The 16,635-nt window shown below is 57.4% G+C and carries 11 protein-coding genes; 3 read left to right on the forward strand and 8 right to left on the reverse strand.

Translation table 11 applies throughout. The features are described 5' to 3' along the window. Window positions 1–2: 2 nt before the first annotated feature. Window positions 3–911, reverse strand: a complete 909-nt coding sequence (locus FHW71_RS08670) for an ABC transporter substrate-binding protein (RefSeq protein ID WP_179451494.1) — start codon at window positions 909–911, stop codon at window positions 3–5. 215 nt (window positions 912–1,126) lie between these two features. Here FHW71_RS08670 and FHW71_RS08675 point away from each other — a divergent pair, with 215 nt between their 5' ends. Next, complete coding sequence (locus FHW71_RS08675; RefSeq protein WP_179451496.1) at window positions 1,127–2,593, forward strand: MFS transporter; 1,467 nt, start codon at window positions 1,127–1,129, stop codon at window positions 2,591–2,593. Between the two features lie 39 nt (window positions 2,594–2,632). Here the strand turns inward: FHW71_RS08675 and idi are convergent, their stop codons facing one another. The 3 genes from idi to FHW71_RS08690 form a co-directional block, all read right to left on the reverse strand. Next, complete coding sequence (gene idi, locus FHW71_RS08680) at window positions 2,633–3,166, reverse strand: isopentenyl-diphosphate Delta-isomerase (protein WP_061717291.1); 534 nt, start codon at window positions 3,164–3,166, stop codon at window positions 2,633–2,635. A gap of 962 nt (window positions 3,167–4,128) precedes the next feature. Next, the gene (locus FHW71_RS08685) at window positions 4,129–6,024 is read right to left on the reverse strand and encodes a methyl-accepting chemotaxis protein (protein WP_061717293.1); all 1,896 of its coding nucleotides are present in this window, start codon (window positions 6,022–6,024) and stop codon (window positions 4,129–4,131) included. Window positions 6,025–6,176: 152 nt separating this feature from the next. Next, on the reverse strand, window positions 6,177–7,289 hold the full coding sequence (locus tag FHW71_RS08690; RefSeq protein WP_061717295.1) for a suppressor of fused domain protein: 1,113 nt from the start codon (window positions 7,287–7,289) through the stop codon (window positions 6,177–6,179). Window positions 7,290–7,514: 225 nt separating this feature from the next. On the opposite strand from FHW71_RS08690, the gene FHW71_RS08695 reads away from it, so the two are divergent. Next, a complete protein-coding gene (locus tag FHW71_RS08695; RefSeq protein ID WP_061717297.1) occupies window positions 7,515–7,808 on the forward strand; it encodes a hypothetical protein in 294 nt (97 codons plus the stop codon). A 3-nt stretch (window positions 7,809–7,811) separates the two neighbouring features. On the opposite strand, the gene FHW71_RS08700 is transcribed toward FHW71_RS08695, so the two are convergent. Both FHW71_RS08700 and bglX read right to left on the reverse strand, forming a co-directional pair. Beyond that, window positions 7,812–8,675, reverse strand: a complete 864-nt coding sequence (locus tag FHW71_RS08700; RefSeq protein WP_179451498.1) for an oxygenase MpaB family protein — start codon at window positions 8,673–8,675, stop codon at window positions 7,812–7,814. Window positions 8,676–8,790: 115 nt separating this feature from the next. Next, entirely contained in the window at window positions 8,791–11,088 is a 2,298-nt protein-coding gene (gene bglX, locus FHW71_RS08705; RefSeq protein WP_061717301.1) for a beta-glucosidase BglX, read from the reverse strand. A gap of 154 nt (window positions 11,089–11,242) precedes the next feature. Between bglX and dld the strand changes: the two genes are divergently transcribed. Continuing rightward, complete coding sequence (gene dld / locus FHW71_RS08710; RefSeq protein ID WP_179451500.1) at window positions 11,243–12,952, forward strand: D-lactate dehydrogenase; 1,710 nt, start codon at window positions 11,243–11,245, stop codon at window positions 12,950–12,952. A gap of 48 nt (window positions 12,953–13,000) precedes the next feature. Here dld and FHW71_RS08715 read toward each other — a convergent pair whose 3' ends face one another. Further along, entirely contained in the window at window positions 13,001–15,442 is a 2,442-nt protein-coding gene (locus FHW71_RS08715) for a DUF3772 domain-containing protein (protein WP_179451502.1), read from the reverse strand. Between the two features lie 207 nt (window positions 15,443–15,649). Beyond that, a complete protein-coding gene (gene pbpG, locus FHW71_RS08720) occupies window positions 15,650–16,588 on the reverse strand; it encodes a D-alanyl-D-alanine endopeptidase (protein WP_179451504.1) in 939 nt (312 codons plus the stop codon). Window positions 16,589–16,635: the final 47 nt, after the last annotated feature.

Raw genomic sequence — 16,635 nt, forward strand, 5'->3', positions numbered from 1 at the left:
GCTTACAGCAACTTATTGGTCTGTAACCACTGTTTCGCGACCTGGCTGGCATCCTGACCATCCACCGCGATCTGCGCATTTAGCTGCTGCAGGGTTTTCTCATCCAGCTTGCTGAAGACCGGCTGCAGCCAGTTGCCGATGTCCGGATATTGCTTGAGCACGCTTTCGCGGATTACCGGCGCAGGCGCATAAATCGGCTGCACGCCTTTCGGATCGCTCAGCGTTTGCAGGCCAAGCGCCGCCACCGGACCGTCGGTGCCGTACGCCATCGCCGCGTTCACGCCAGAGGTTTGCTGCGCTGCCGCTTTAATGGTCACGGCGGTGTCACCACCGGCCAGCGACAGCAGCTGTGCCTGCTCCAGCTTGAAGTTGTAGGCTTTTTCAAACGCCGGTAAGGCATCGCTGCGTTCGATAAATTCCGCCGAGGCGGCCAGCTTGAAGGTGCCGCCTTTTTTCAGGTAGGCGCTGAGATCGTCCAGCGAATTGAGGTTGTTCTTCTGCGCTACGTCGCCGCGCACCGCAATGGTCCAGGTATTGTTGGCTGGCGCGGGCGTCAGCCACACCAGATGATTTTTCTCGGCGTCGAGTTTTTTCACTTTCTCGTAGCCCTGCTGGGCGTTTTTCCACGCAGGGTCTTTCTCATCATTGAAGAAGAATGCGCCGTTGCCGGTGTATTCCGGGTAGATATCCAGCTCGCCGGCGGTAATCGCGCCGCGCACCACTTGCGTAGTACCGAGCTGGATTTTATTGATGGTTTTTACCCCGTGTTTGTCCAGCACCTGCAGGATGATGTTGCCGAGTAGCGAGCCTTCGGTATCAATCTTGGAACCGACTTTGACCGGATCCGCCGCCTGCGCTGCACCCACGCTCATTGCCAATGCAATCATTCCCAATAAACCCTGCTTTATCATCTCGCTTCCCTCATTTGTTTTCATTGTGTGACTATCAAGCGTAGCCTGGCGAATCGGGATGGGCGCGGTCAAGCGGCTTACTTCGTGCTTTTTTTGCTATCAATATCGCAACGGTTATAACCAAAACGCAGCACATATAATTAAATGGAATTTTCGATGCTTCGGTGGCGGCTTATGCTCACAGTCCCACTCATTACAATAAATTACAAAACATCATGACCGACTTAGCTTCTCCGGCGCACGTCGCGCAGGCAGGGAATACACCAACCGGCGAGACCAAATGGATCCGCAGCGCGGCCGATGTCTCCGGGCTAGTGAATAACAGCGACGAATCGCGCAGCAACGCGCGCATCGTCATCGCCATTGCGCTGGGCGGCGTGTTCCTCGACGCCTACGATCTCGGCGCATTAGCCTTTGGCATCAAAGACGTGACGCGTGAGTTCCAGCTTACGCCAGCGGGCACCGGCATGGTGGCATCGGCGATTACCTTTGGTGCGATTGTCGGGGCGCTGATTGGCGGCTACCTCACCGACAAAATCGGCCGCTATCGTGTGTTTATGGCCGATATGTTCTTCTTCGTGGTGGCGGCGTTAGCCTGTGCGTTTGCGCCAAACGAGTATGTGCTGGCCGGTGCGCGCTTTGTGATGGGCCTTGGTGTGGGGATTGATTTGCCGGTGGCAATGGCGTTTCTCGCTGAGTTTTCGAAGCTGCGCGGGCAAGGTAACAAGGCCGCCAGCGTGGCGATGTGGTGTCCGACGTGGTACGCAGCGATCAGTATTTCCTATCTGCTGGTCCTGCTGCTGTATGCGGTATTGCCCGAAAGCCACACCGATTGGCTGTGGCGTTTGATTCTGGGATTTGGTGCGGTACCTGCGCTGCTGATCATCGCCATTCGCAGCCGCTACATGAGTGAATCACCGATTTGGGCAGCCAATCAGGGCAACCTGAAGGGCGCGGCGGAGATTCTGCGCAACTCCTACAACATCAACGCGCAGGTGGCGGATGACGCCGATCTGACGCCGCAAAAAGCGGTACGCAAAGCAAGCTGGCGCAACTACGGCGCGCTGCTGCAGGGCGTTTATCGCCGTCGTACGATTCTGGCTACCGTCACTTCGATTGCCTCGTCGTTTGCCTATAACGCGGTGGCGTTTGGTTTGCCGGTGATTATCTCCAGCTTCTTTGCGCAATCGATGCTGACCACCATTCTGGTGTCGCTGGCGCTGAATCTGCTGTTTGCCTTTGTCGGCGGCTTACTGGCGGTGCGACTGGTGCCGCGTCTTGGCGCTTGGAAGATGTCGGTGGCCGGTTACGCCTGTCAGTGCGTGGCGCTGCTGGGATTGGCGTTGATTGGTCGTCCGGAAGGCGGCGAACAGGCAGCGGTGGCGATTGCCATGCTGGCGCTGTTCCTGTTTGGTCAGGGCTTTGGTCCCGGCTCACACACCATGACGTTTGCCTCGCTGAGCTATCCGGCTTCTCTGCGCGGTGTCGGCGTCGGCTTCAACCAGACGCTGATGCGCGGCAGCTCAACCGTGTCGCTGTTTACCTTCCCACTCTTGGTGGCGGCGTTTGGTACCGGCGTGTTCTGGGTGATCTTCCTTGCACCGCTGATTGGCTTACTGGCGCTGCTGGCGATTCGCTGGGAGCCGTCGGGTTACGACGTGGATGCAGAAGATTTTGAGTGATGGATTAACAGAGGTCGCCATAAATGGCGACCCTACTTATTACGCCGTCAGGCGAAACTCACCAAGCGTATGGGGAATGCGCGGGAAGGTGTGCAAAAACCACGGCGTGAACTGCGCCGGATTCTCCTGCATCTCCTGCTGAATCTGCGCAATCGAACGATAACACCACGCATCGGCTTCTTCGGGATTCAATACCGGCTGCTCGTCGCTGATGGCGAAGAACACGTGGCCATATTCATGCTCGGTTAACCCGTTGCTCAGCGGCAGGTTGTAGCTCAGCTCAAACACCGGCGTTAACGCCACATTCATGCCCATCTCTTCACGCAAACGGCGCTCGGCGGCGTCGCGCGTTGATTCCTGCGGATAGGGATGACTGCAGCAGGTATTACTCCACAAGCCACCACAGTGATATTTACTGCTGGCACGGCGCTGCAGCAGCACTTCATGGCGCGAATTGAACACGTAAACCGTCACCGCGCGATGCAGCAATCCTTTTTCATGCACTTCCAGCTTTTCCATTTTGCCGATAGGACGATCGAGGTGGTCAACGAGAATAACTTCAATGGCGGGCATGACAACTCCTTCGGAAAATTCGCAGCTATTGTACACAACCTCCAAAGGGTTGATGGAGGAAATAGCGCACATTCCGTGCGTTAAAGTGGGCACATTAAAGCGTAGCAGCCGGCGGGCAATTCAGCATAAAAAGGCGGGGAACGGCATTAATGGAGGAGATGTGTGCGGTGTGTAAGAAGGTCGCCATAAATGGCGTAATGCCGATCAGTTAAGCTCAGAGCGACTTTCGTTCGCCTCGTGCTGAGGCAGTTGCAGCACCTCCGTGCGGCGACCGAGCAGAGGACGCCTGGCCGCGCCCTCTGCACTCCCGGGCCCTGCGCCAGCCCAACCCGCCGCTTCGCGGTGCCTTCACTCATTCACGATTCCTGACGGACCGGTGTCGATTCGCTCCTGCTCAGCGCCACCTCTCGCCGCATCCATGCGGCTCGCCCTGGAATCCCTCATTCCCTCAGCGGTTTAGGATGTCGCCTCAACACCCGCGCTGCAGCAGTCGTGTGTATTCTTAACTCAAAATCGCTATAAATCCCGTAGGGTTGCCATTCATGGCAACCTGGTGCGCATGAATGCGCACCCTACGAAAAAACTAATTCGGGCACGGTTATCACAGGCGGCGGTGTTGAGCGCCATCCGCAGCGCCGAGCGCAGAGTGACGGCCAGGATGAGCCGACAGGACGTCGGCGAAAACGCGGTATGAGCCAGGAAGGCGAATCCGCGTGGTCCGTAGGACGGAGGGATAAGCGAGGGAACAGCGAGGACGGCGCAAGGCGCGGATTGCTAAGGTCCGCGCCTTCGGACCTTAGCCCGGCCGCCTGCTTTTGGCATGCTGAAACTGCCAGATGCTTAGCGGGCGGAATCCCTGCGATTTCAGCGCACTGCTTATCTGACATGCATTACGCCATAAATGACGGCCTTACGTGGGATTGGTGTAGGGTCGCCATTTATGGCGACCGCTTCCACAAAACTTACAATTTAAAGCTCTGCACCACCTGCTCCAGCTGCACGCTCTGCTGCTGCATCGACTGCGCGGCGGCGGAAACCTGCTCGACCAGCGCGGCGTTCTGCTGGGTACTGCCATCCAACTGAGTAATCGCCACATTCACCTGATCGATGCCCATGCTCTGCTCACGGCTGGCCGACATGATTTCGCTCATCAGCGTGGTCACACTGCTGACGCCCTGCATCAGCTCATCCATGGTTTGCCCGGCCTGCTCCACCAGCTGGCTGCCGGTATCGATATTCGCCACCGACTCCTCAATCAGCTTCTTGATTTCACGCGCTGAGTTAGCCGAGCGCTGTGCCAGGTTGCGCACTTCCGATGCCACCACGGCAAAACCGCGACCCTGTTCACCGGCGCGCGCCGCTTCGACCGCGGCGTTCAGCGCCAGGATGTTGGTCTGGAAGGCGATGCTGTCGATGACGCTGATGATATCGACCACTTTGCGCGATGAGTGATTGATCGCGCCCATGGTGGTGACCACCTGACGCACCACTTCGGTGCCGCGTGCGGCAACCTGCGATGCGCCGTCCGCCAGCTGGTTTGCGTGCGTGGCGTTGTCGGCGTTCTGACGCACCGTGCCGGTCAGCTCTTCCATTGACGCCGCCGTTTCAACAATCGAACTGGCTTGCGATTCGGTACGCGCCGAGAGATCGGCGTTGCCGCTGGCGATTTCACGCGAAGCCGCCGTAATCGCCAGCGCGCTGTCGCCCACCTGACGCATCAGGCCTTGCAGATAGGCGATGAACTGGTTGAAGCTCTGCGCCACGGCGTTGAATTCCGGGCTGTTGCTGGCAGGCAGACGCTGTGTCAAATCGGCACCGCCGGTCGATAAGGCTTCAATGTTGCTGTTCAGCACGGCGAGACGTTTCATCATGGCGCGCACGAAGCCAAGCAGCACCAGCAGCAGGATCACCGCCAGCGGAATCTGCACCAGACCAAGACGCGTCAACATGCTGTGGGTTTGTGCATCCAGCAAGCTCGACGGCACATCACTGGCGAGATACCACGGGCTGCCGGCAATCGCCTGCACGAACAGCGTGTGTTCGCCATCCTCACCTTCAAAGGTGGTTTGCGCGGGCTGACTGCCCGCCTGCGCCAACAGACCTTTCAGCGCGGACGCCATCGGCAGCTGAGTATCCGCGAGGTTTTCCAGCTTCGGCGCGCCATCCACCAGCGCGGCGTTACCCACCACTTTGCCGTCAGCTTCAACGATCAGTACGCGGCCCTGAATCGCCTCACCCATCTGTTTTGCCAGCTGGTTGAAGAAGCCGAGCGTCACGTCAATGGTCGCCACGCCCCACGCGGTGCCATCGCGATAGATCGCCATTGCGCAGTTGGTGCGCGGCTGCGGGCTGGCGGCATCCTGATAGGCTTTCGCCCAGGCGCACTGGCCTTTAGGCGCGGCTAAACCATCTTTATACCAGGATTGCTCCCAGTATTTGTCGGCGGCATCCGAGTTCCAGTAGGTGTTGACCTGCAGCTGGTTGCTGGCGTTGCGCGCAAAGAATGAGCTGTTTTTCTCTTTGGCCGGATCGCGACGGTTTGGTAACGGCCAGATGCCGCCGCCGAACACATTACTGTCCTGATATTGGTTAACTAAGGCGGGCAGCAAGGTATCGATGGCTGCGCTGTCCATCACGCCTGCGGCTTCGGTAATGGCGCGCTGCTGCGCCTGTACGCGGTTCATCTGCTCGACAATGCGACCGGCCAGGCCGTCCACTTCGTAACGCACCAGACGACTTTCGTTGTGTGAGAGTTGCGGCGCGATGAACTGGTTGATTACCAGCACGGTAACCAGCATCAGACCGGCAAAAAAGGCGACAAGTGTCGCGGTGAAACGGGATTGTGTTGTTTTGAACATTATGTGTGCCCTTACCCTGGTTGGCGAGTTGCCTGATCGAGGTTAACGGCGTGTTAATGGGGAACTTGAGGTGAGCGAGATCACAAAGCAGTGAAATAGTTGATTTGGGTGATAATTTAAAATCGTAGGGTCGGCATTGATGCCGACCTGATTTACGGTGCGGGGGTTTCCACCACTTCCTGCCGTGGCCGAAACACATGATTATTGCCGTCCGCCAGCAAACGTTGCAGCAGCTGCTGCCCACCGCGATCGTCCGCCTGGGCGAACTGGCGTTCGGCCTCGGTAATTGGCGTGCACCACAGCAGATTCACGCGATCGCCATCGCGTTTCGGCAGGCGGAACTGCGCCGCTTCCGGGGCAAGATCATTCGCCAGCAGGAAACTTTCAAAGCCCACAGGGGCGACTTCCGACGCCAGCGTATGCCCTTCGCCAATCCAGGTCAGGCGCGCCCACGGCAGATGGGCAAACTCAGCCAGTGCGCTCGCCATCTGCACCGCGTTGGCTTCGGTCATCACTTCGCCGTCTACCGCCATCGCCAGCTCGACGCGGCGATACTGCGGGGCCAGCTCGTCAAACAGATGATCCACCTGCGGCATCGGGCGAATTCCCATGCCGAGAGTGAGAAAATACCAGACGCCATTGTGCAAGTGCTGCGAAATCGCCATCGGTGGCCAGTTGCCCTGATCGATGGAGTAATATTTTACCGACTCGCCAAACTGCGCCTGATAACACTGCATCAGCTCGCGCTGCACCACATCCCACAAATGGCCGTCGTGCCAGTCGCGCCAGAAGTGGCGCTGTTGCTCTGCGCGCGCGTAGTAATCGTTGGTGGAGGCCGACCCAAGCGGCGCGGTCAGGCGATTCTCTTTGATGCAGGCAGCAGAAAAACTCACCTGCTTATCCTGATACAGGCTCCAGCCGGGGATCACCGCCAGCAGCTGGCCGTAATACCACAGCGCTGCGCCGTCATCGCTGGGCTCCCACAGCACCTGTAATCCCGCCGGATCGAGCATCGGCTCGGCTTCCAGCGTGCGGCAATACTCGGCACTCAGCAGCGGCGCGATGCCCTGCTCCATCGCTTCACGATCTTCCTGCGCGGGTGCAGGCAGCAGGTTACGCAGCCAGCAGCCGCGCACCGCGTATTGGCTGCGAAACAGGTCATTCGGCCAGATATAAAAATAGGCCGTGCGCGCATCCTGCTCGACGATTGCGGTTAGTGTGTGTTGCTGATTCGGCACCTCAGCAATCAGAGGTTGGTGGGTCATAACGCCTCGATATTACCTGGAGGAATCCATTTTCCCCGAGAATAGAGCAGGATCGGCACTCGTGCCATGTGACACAAGGGTAAAACTCTCAAAGTGCGGTGGGAAATAGATGAGAGCGGCTTATGAATCGCCGCTTAACTGGCTGACAAGCTTCAGATTAATTTGCGATTCTTTTACAATTTCGCGTGATATTGTTTGCACATTCGCCTCTTTGGAGCTGCCATCATGGTGCTACAAAACCTCGATCTGAACCTGCGGGATGTGGTTATTTTCGTGATGTTGGTGTGGCTGTTTATCCGCTATACGTGGGTGATGTCGTCGCTGACCTTATTGCTAGGCGGCGTGGCATTGCTGGTGTTATTACCGATTGATATCTATTACAGCTTGTTGCCGCTGGCGCTGATTGGCCTCGGGCTCGGCATGTTGCTGCATCATTATCAGCAACGTCAGCTGGCGTTAAAACGTCAAGCGCGCACACCGCGCACTTACACGAATAAGCAGGATGAGCTGCATCTGTAACCTTTAGCGGCCCATGCGCTGCATCGCACGCGTATAAGCGCCGCGCTGAATCGACCAGCGCAGCAGTGCGGCGATCACCGCCATTTCCCGATCCACCCGCCACTGCGTCAGCGGCGCAACCGGCTGCTGGATCTGCTGTTGCGCCCAGTCCGGCAGCAATCCCATCCCCGCTTTCAGCATCACGCGCATTGCCGGTTTTGCCTGCCAGCTGGGCGCGGGCGCGTTGATCAATAACTGCATCACCTCCAGCGTGCGCGCATCGCAGATCAACTCAGGCCGCATCATCTGAAGATATGCCTCAACCGCCTCCACGCTTTTCGGCACCCGCTGCGCACCTAGCGCTTCGGCAACTAATGCCGCTTCCTGATAATAGCGATCCTGATCGGCGAGGCTGAGCTGCGGATTTTTATAGCGCACATGCGCCGCCAGAAAACGGCTGGTTTCCGCGACGTGCACCCAGGTGAGCAGATGCGGATCGCTGGCGGCATAAGGCTTGCCCGCGTTATCAACACCGGTCACGCGCAGGTGAATACGTTTGACGCGGTCGATCAAGATATTGGCATCGGCGGTGTTACCGAAGGTGGTGACGGCAATAAACTGGCTGGTGCGGCGCAGGCGGCCCATCATGTCCTGACGGAAATTGGAGTGATCCCACACGCCCGCCAGCGCCGCCGGATGCAGCATTTGCAGCATCAACGCGCTGATGCCGCCGCACAGCATGGAGGTGAAGTCGCCGTGGACGCGCCAGATAACGTGGTCCGGGCCAAATAAGCCGGGATCGCCAGGCGGTTGCGAGATGTCGAATTCGTTGAGTGACAGGCCGTTGAGGCGGAAGACTTGCTGTTGGATGCGTTCGCGGATGTTCATGGGTTTGTGCGCTCGTTGGCCAGGTCGGCATAAATGCCGACCCTACAAATCAGTGAAGCATAACATGTAGGGTCAGCGTTCATGCTGACCGAACCAAAGAGCGCAACAAGCTTACTTACAGATAATCAAACTGCGCATCCTGAGTGCGCACCGAATCCAGTCCAATCATTACATTGATTTTGCCTGGCTCGGCGATGTGCTGCATCTTCTGGTTCCAGAATTTCAGCGCATCAACGTCGATCTTAAACTTCACGGTCTGTGATTCACCGGCTTTCAGCATGATGCGCTGGAAGCCGCGCAGCTCCTGCACCGGACGGCTGATGCTGGCCACCGGATCGTTAAGATAGAGCTGCACCACGGTCGCACCATCGCGTTTACCGCTGTTGGTGACGGTCACTGACGCCTCCACCGAACCGTTACGCGGCATGGTGCGCGAAGACATCTTCACCGGTGATACGCTGAAGGTGGTGTAGCTCAGACCGTAACCAAACGGATAAAGCGGACCATTCACCGCATCGTAGTAATGCGAAGTGTACTTGTTCGGCTTGGCGAAGTTGTACGGACGACCGGTTGGCAAATGGTTGTAGTAAATCGGAATCTGGCCCACGGAACGCGGGAAGGAGACCGGCAATTTGCCTGACGGGTTGTAATCGCCAAACAGCACATCAGCGATGGCGTTGCCGCCTTCGGTGCCGCTGAACCAGGTTTCCAGCATCGCATCGGCTTGCTTATCTTCATTGACCACCGTCAGCGGACGGCCGTTCATCAGCACGATCACCAGCGGTTTACCGGTGGCTTTCAGCGCCGCCAGCAACTTCTGTTGGCTAGGTGGAATAACGAGATCGCTGCGGCTGGAGGCTTCATGCGCCATGCCTTGCGCTTCACCGACTGCGGCCACCACCACATCAGCTTTTTTCGCCTGTGCTACCGCTTCATCAATCAGCTCCTGCGGCGAACGCTTATCCACGCTTACCGCTTGCTCATACAGATTGAGGAAGTCCTGAATGCCTTTGTTGTCGCTGATGTTCGCGCCTTTGGCGTACAGCACCGTGCCTTTACCCGCCATCGCATTGCGCATGCCTTGCAGCAGCGGGATCGATTGTTTCGCTACGCCAGCCGCCGACCAGCTGCCCATGATGTCGCGCTGGCTATCCGCTAACGGTCCCACCAACGCAATGGTGGCGTCTTTTTTCAGCGGCAAGGTTTCACGCCAGTTTTTCAGCAACACAATGCTTTTGCGCGCCACATCACGCGCTTCGGCGCGGTGCAAACGGCTTTCGGCATTGGTGTCCTGCGGATCGCTCTCCTTCGGTCCTAAATGGCTGTAAGGATCGTTAAACAGGCCCATGTCATATTTGACGTTCAGCACGTGGCGCGCGGCATCATCCACTTCCGCCATGCTCACCGCGCCGCTCTTCACCAGGCCCGGCAGGTATTTGCTGTAGTATTCGTCGCTCATGCTCATGTCGATGCCTGATTTCATCGCAATGCGCACCGCATCCTGCGGATCGCTGGCTACACCGTGTTTAATCAGTTCTTTAATCGCACCGTGATCGCTAATGGTGATGCCTTTGAACTTCCAGTCGCCGCGCAGGATATCTTTCAGCAGCCAACTGTCCGCCGTGGCTGGCGTGCCATTCAGCGAGTTGAGCGCCACCATTACGCCACCGCTGCCGGCATCCAATGATGCTTTATACGGCGGCAGATAATCCTGGAACAGACGCTGCGGGCTCATGTCGACGGTGTTGTAATCACGTCCACCTTCCACTGCGCCGTAGGCCGCGAAGTGCTTCACGCTGGTCATTATCGAGAAGCGATCCGCCGCGCTTTTGCCCTGCATGGCTTTTACCATGCTGCTGCCCATTTGTGCGCTGAGGAAGGTGTCTTCACCGAAGCCTTCCGAGCCGCGTCCCCAACGAGGTTCGCGTGACACATCAACCATCGGTGCCCACGTCATATTCAGGCCGTCATCTGCGGCTTCATAAGCAGAGACGCGTCCCACCTCGGCGATGGCATCCAGATCCCAGCTCGCCGCCAGGCCGAGTGGAATCGGGAAGATGGTGCGCTGACCGTGCACTACGTCATAGGCGAAGAACAGCGGAATTTTCAGGCGGCTGAGCTGCATCACCTGATCCTGCATGGCGCGAATATCCTGACGCGTCACGGTGTTAAAAATTGCCCCGACCTGACCATGCTGAATCATGTCGCGAACCGCCGATTTTGGCGTATCCGGTCCTACGCTGATCAAACGCATCTGCCCGATTTTTTCATCGAGGGTCATTTTGCTGAGCAGCTGATTCACAAAGGCGTCGCGCGCCTGTTCAGTCATCGGATGTGGGCCAAACAAGTCGTCCGCGAAAGCGGGCTGAATGGCTAAGGAGACAGCGAGGCTAACAGAGTAAATCCATTTCATCAGGTCGGGTTCTCTTAAGTGACTGCGCAATATCGAAATAACCGGGGCAGTTTGCCACAAGATGAGGATAGCAGGTAGCCGCCATGTCACACCGCGACCCTGTCGCTGACGCGTGCTACAGTAAATGCGCCATGTTAAAGACAAGGATAGGCCAATGAATAACAACACTTCGCACCCTACTCTGCTCGCCGAACTGCGTCGTCTGGTCGGATCGTCGAACCTGTTAACCGACGCGGAGCAAACCGCGCGCTACCGCAAAGGTTTTCGCTCCGGCGAAGGCGAAGCGCTGGCGGTGATTTTTCCCGGTTCGCTGCTTGAGCTATGGCGGGCGTTGCAGGCGCTGGTGAGCGCCGATGCGATCATTTTAATGCAGGCCGCCAACACCGGCCTGACCGAAGGTTCCACGCCAAACGGCAACGATTACGATCGTCCGGTGGTGATCATCAGCACCTTGCGTCTGGATAAATTGCAGCTGATCGACAGCGGCAAACAGATCCTCGCCTTCCCCGGCAGCACGCTGTATCAGTTGGAAAAAGCGCTGAAGCCGCTCGGACGCGAGCCGCATTCGGTGATCGGTTCCTCCTGCATTGGCGCCTCGGTGATGGGCGGAATTTGCAATAACTCAGGCGGATCGCTGATCAAACGCGGTCCGGCCTACAGCGAAATGGCGCTGTTTGCACAGATTGATGCCAGCGGCAAACTCAAGCTGGTAAACCATCTCGGCATCGATCTCGGCCATTCGCCGGAAGAGATGTTGGGTCGGCTGGATGACGATCGCTGGCAGCAGAGTGATGTGCGCTGGGATGAACGTCACGCCTCGGATCACGAATACGCCGAGCGCGTGCGCGATATTAATGCGCAGACGCCAGCGCGCTTCAACGCCGATGAGCGCCGCCTGTTTGAAGCTTCTGGCTGCGCCGGGAAGCTGGCGGTGTTTGCCGTGCGTCTGGATACCTTCCCCACCGAACCGCAGCAGCAGGTGTTCTATATCGGCACCAACAATCCGGCGGAGCTAGGCGATATTCGTCGCCATATTCTGGCGGAGTTTACCCATCTGCCGGTGGCGGGCGAATATATGCACCGCGACATTTTCGACATCGCCGAGGTGTACGGCAAAGATACTTTCGTGATGATCGATAAACTCGGCACCGACAAAATGCCGCTGTTTTTCACCCTTAAAGGCCGCGTGGATGCCTGGCTTAGCAAGCTGAGCTGGGTGAAACCGCATCTCACCGATCGTTTATTACAGCGCGTCAGCGGCTGGCTTCCGGCGCATCTGCCCAAACGCCTTAAACTGTATCGCGATAAATATGAGCATCACCTGATGCTGAAGATGTCTGGCGACGGCGTGGCCGAAGCGCAGGCTTATCTGACCGAATATTTCCGCGAAGGCGGTGGCGCGTTTTTCGCCTGCGACGCCAAAGAGGGCGCGCACGCGTTCCTGCATCGCTTTGCTGCCGCTGGTGCTGCGGTGCGTTATCACGCGGTGCATGCCGATGAAGTGGAGGACATTCTGGCGCTGGATATCGCGCTGCGTCGTAATGATGAGGAGTGGTTTGAGCGCCTGCCGGCCGAGTTCGATAACGATTTAAGCCATCGTCTCTATTACGGCCACTTCTTCTGCCACGTGTTCCATCAGGATTACATCGTGAAAAAAGGCGTGGATGCGCATGCGCTGAAAGAGAAGATGCTGGCGATATTAGCCGCGCGCGGTGCCGAATATCCGGCCGAACATAACGTCGGCCATCTGTATCAGGCAAAACCGCAGCTGCAGGCGTTTTATCAGCAGCTCGATCCTACCAACAGTTTTAATCCGGGGATTGGCAAAACCAGTAAACAGAAAGGTTGGGCGGTGAAGGTTTGATCCAGTGCGGTTGTTGTTAAGGTGGCCATGAATGGCCACCCTACGGATTTATGGCAACGGATCGCTTTGCTGATCTTGTGCTGCGGCCAAAGCGCGGCGCTCGATAATCATGGTTTGCGGCGTTGACAGCATAATGCCCTCTTTGCGCAGACGCGTCAGAATATCGAACAGCAAATCACTCTTGGCGCCGGAAATCTGGCGCTGACCCGCCACGTTGCCGGTGACACTTAACACGATGCCCGCCGGCGTCAAATCTTTGAACGACACTGACGGCTCTGGCGTCTCCAGAATGCGTTCGTTCTCCTGATACACTTCCAGCAGAATTTCACGCACGCGCACCGGATCGATATCCAGCGGGAAGGTCAGCAAGATGGTGACCACGCCTTGCGCATTGCCCATGGTGGCGTTACGCACGTTCTGCGAGATAAACTGCGAGTTCGGCACAATCACCGTCGATTTGTCGCCCAGCTGAATTTCGGTGGCGCGCACGTTGATGCGACGAATATCCCCTTCAATGCCGCTGATGCTTACCAGATCGCCGACTTTTACCGGACGCTCGGTCAACAGAATCAGGCCAGAGATAAAGTTCTTCACGATCTCCTGTAAACCAAAACCGATACCGACCGACAAGGCGCTGACGATCCACGCCAGCTTGTTCCACTGCAGGCCCATAATCGATAGCGTCAGCAGGATAATCAGCACGTAACCGATGTTGCTGAACAGCGTCACCAGCGACACGCGCATGCCGACATCCATGGTGGTTTTTGGCAGGAAATCTTTATCCAGCCAGCGACGCACCGAACGCAGCACGTAAATCCCCACCACCAGACAAAGAATCGCATTAACCATGTGCGCTGGCACAATGTTCAGCGACTCCAGCCCTTTACCGCCCCAGAATTCAATCACCTTCTGGATCAGCTCAATCGGCGTTGACGAGGCAAAAGTGCCGTTCAGCAGCGCCAGCGCCAGAATCGCAATCAGCAAGGTTTTACCCAGCGCGCTGAGCAGCGTCGCCGCCTGTTGCAGGTAGCGCTCATCGATATTCAGCGTGGTTTGCAGGCGCTTGCCGGTGGCATTGCTGGTGGAGAACAGGCTTTCGCAGCCGTCATTCACCAGATGGCTGAGGAAGTAGAACGAACCAAACAAGATGCCGCACCAAATCACCTCATAACTGAGGAAGCGCGCCAGCGTGACGTAACCAATAATCAGCGATATCAGAATGCCCAGTGCCGTCAGCATCAGCGCCAGCTGCACCAATCCCACCAGCGTTGAACGCGCTTCAGGCTGATGGCCTTCCTGCACCATGCGGCGGCGTACGCGGTTGATGCGCATGCCGATCGCCAGTCCGGTGCTGCCGATCAGCAGCGCGGTCAAGCCGTTAGCAAAAATGGTGGTATTCAGGCTGGTGCCGACGCTGTAGTTGAAGGCTTCCACCGTCTGGAAAACAAACACCAGCGCCGCAGTGAATGGCGGGAACGGTTTTAGCGCCTGCGCCACTTCGTTGGAGATGGCCGGCAGACGCCAGCTTGGGCGACGGGTTGAGAGAAACGCGCGGCCTAAACCGGCAATCAAGCCGCAATAGACGCTGAGCTGCACCAGTCGCTCGACAAAATCCTGCACATCGCCAGAGACTTCGTCGCGGCGCGTAAAGGCCAGCGCGATGAAGTTGAAAGTTAGCACCACCGCCGCCAGCGTGGTGAGCGCGGTGGTGGCGGCGAGGAAGCTACGACGTAAGCGCCCTTCCGGCATTTTATGAATGCTGACCCAGGCAAAGAACTCTTCGCTGTAGCGGCGTCCCAGCGTCATCACCAGCATCGCCGCAAACAGCCAGGCGATGGTGCCAAAACGCCAGCCTGACTCCCACGACAGCGCGGCGGTGTCCTGCAATTCGGCGATAAAATCGCTGATCTTCTCGCCATCGAGATCCTGGCTGCTCATCACGGGTGCCCAAAAGCGCGGGCCGAGGATACTGCCAGAGTTCAACGCCAGCTGGCTTTTCAGCTGGTCACGACGCAGGTTGACGATCTGCGATGACAGCACCAGCGCACCGTTTTTGATGCCATCGGCTTGTTTGATCTGATCATCCAGCTTGGCTTTCTGGCTCTCCAGCGCCGCACGTTTGCGTGTCACTTCGGGCGTCTCTTTCACGCCGCTGTCGGCTTTGGGTGCCGGGCCGAGCACCGCTAACTGGGCATCCAGCTGCTGACGCTGTGGCACCAGCGCCTGGCCGAGGGTTTCGGCATTACCGGAAAGCTCGAGCGCCATCTCGTTGAGCTGGTTGAGCTGGCTTTCATTGGTATCGCCTGAGACCTGGCCTTTAATTTTGTCGAGAATTTTCTGCATCTTAGGCAGCTCGACCGAGGCGTTAACCTTGGGCGCGGCGTCTTCTGCCTGATCGTTGGGCGGAGTATCAGCGGCCACGCTCAGCGTGGGGGCTAGCAGCACTAACAGCAGTAAAAATGGGGTAAACAGGTGACGGAACTTGAACATATGAGTGAGATTCCAGCGTAATAACAGCCGATAAACGCAAGTGCGATCGTGAATGGCGGCTAGTTTAAGACGTTGCCGACACTGAAACTATAGGAATGAAGGTGTAAAACTTTGGCGCTAACGATAAGAGATTTTGTCGGTAACCGGGATAAATCAGGTCGCCATTAATGGCGACCCTACGACAGATTGCAGATTACCTGCGAATGATTATTCCGCCTCGTTGTTGCTGGCAGTCAAACCGGACTTCTGCTTTTTATACGCCAGCGCCGCGGCCGGAACCGGTGCGGCTTTGCCGGTTTCCAGCCAGTCGCGCAGGCGATTAGCATCGGCGAAATGGGTGTATTTGCCAAAGGCATCCAGCACCACCAGCGCCACCGGACGGTTGTTGATCACCGTGCGCATCACCAGGCAATGCCCGGCTTCGTCGGTGTAACCGGTTTTGGTCAGCTGAATACGCCAGTCGTTTTTGTACACCAGATGATTGGTGTTACGGAACGGCAACGCGTAGTTCGGATGTTTAAATACCGCAGTATCTTCTTTGGTGGTACTCAGTTCGCCAATCAGCGGGTACTGACGCGTGGCTTTCACCAGCTTGACCAAATCTTCCGCGCTGGAAACGTTCTGAATCGACAGGCCGGTTGGCTCCACATAGCGCGTGTGCGTCATGCCGAGTGCACGCGCTTTGGCGTTCATGGCGCGGATAAACGCATCGTAACCGCCTGGATAGTGATGCGCCAGGCTGGCGGCAGCACGGTTTTCCGAGGACATCAGCGCCAGCAGCAGCATATTGCGGCGGCTGATTTCGCTGTTCAGTTTGACGCGGGAGAACACGCCGCGCATCTCAGCGGTATGGCTAATATCCACCGACAGCATTTCATCCATCGGCAGCTTGGCATCCAGGACCACCATCGCCGTCATCACTTTGGTGAGTGAAGCGATTGGACGTACGCGGTTAGGATGGCTGGAAAACAGCACTTTGCCGTTTTCCAGATCAACAATCATGGCACTGCCGGAGGCGATTTGCGGTTGGGCAATCGGCGCCAGGTTAGAGAGTGCCGCCGGCGCAGCCAGCGCGGGCGTTACAGCGGCTGGCGCGGCGACAAACAGCGCCAGCGACAGCAAGGAAATACGCATTTTTGCAGACATCGTGTCAAAAAAATCCGGTAAGGAGTTTTGCGCTGTGTTGAGACACA

Source organism: Enterobacter sp. Sphag1F, from assembly GCF_014193275.1.
In the GTDB taxonomy this organism is placed as follows: domain Bacteria; phylum Pseudomonadota; class Gammaproteobacteria; order Enterobacterales; family Enterobacteriaceae; genus Pantoea; species Pantoea symbiotica.

Coding starts and splice junctions, on each gene's coding strand:
- bglX (WP_061717301.1), bottom strand. CDS start 11,088: ATGAAATGGATTTACTCTGTTAGCCTCGCTGTCTCCTTAGCCATTCAG.
- FHW71_RS08675 (WP_179451496.1), top strand. CDS start 1,127: ATGACCGACTTAGCTTCTCCGGCGCACGTCGCGCAGGCAGGGAATACA.
- FHW71_RS08685 (WP_061717293.1), bottom strand. CDS start 6,024: ATGTTCAAAACAACACAATCCCGTTTCACCGCGACACTTGTCGCCTTT.
- FHW71_RS08715 (WP_179451502.1), bottom strand. CDS start 15,442: ATGTTCAAGTTCCGTCACCTGTTTACCCCATTTTTACTGCTGTTAGTG.
- dld (WP_179451500.1), top strand. CDS start 11,243: ATGAATAACAACACTTCGCACCCTACTCTGCTCGCCGAACTGCGTCGT.
- FHW71_RS08695 (WP_061717297.1), top strand. CDS start 7,515: ATGGTGCTACAAAACCTCGATCTGAACCTGCGGGATGTGGTTATTTTC.
- FHW71_RS08700 (WP_179451498.1), bottom strand. CDS start 8,675: ATGAACATCCGCGAACGCATCCAACAGCAAGTCTTCCGCCTCAACGGC.
- pbpG (WP_179451504.1), bottom strand. CDS start 16,588: ATGTCTGCAAAAATGCGTATTTCCTTGCTGTCGCTGGCGCTGTTTGTC.
- FHW71_RS08690 (WP_061717295.1), bottom strand. CDS start 7,289: ATGACCCACCAACCTCTGATTGCTGAGGTGCCGAATCAGCAACACACA.
- FHW71_RS08670 (WP_179451494.1), bottom strand. CDS start 911: ATGATAAAGCAGGGTTTATTGGGAATGATTGCATTGGCAATGAGCGTG.
- idi (WP_061717291.1), bottom strand. CDS start 3,166: ATGCCCGCCATTGAAGTTATTCTCGTTGACCACCTCGATCGTCCTATC.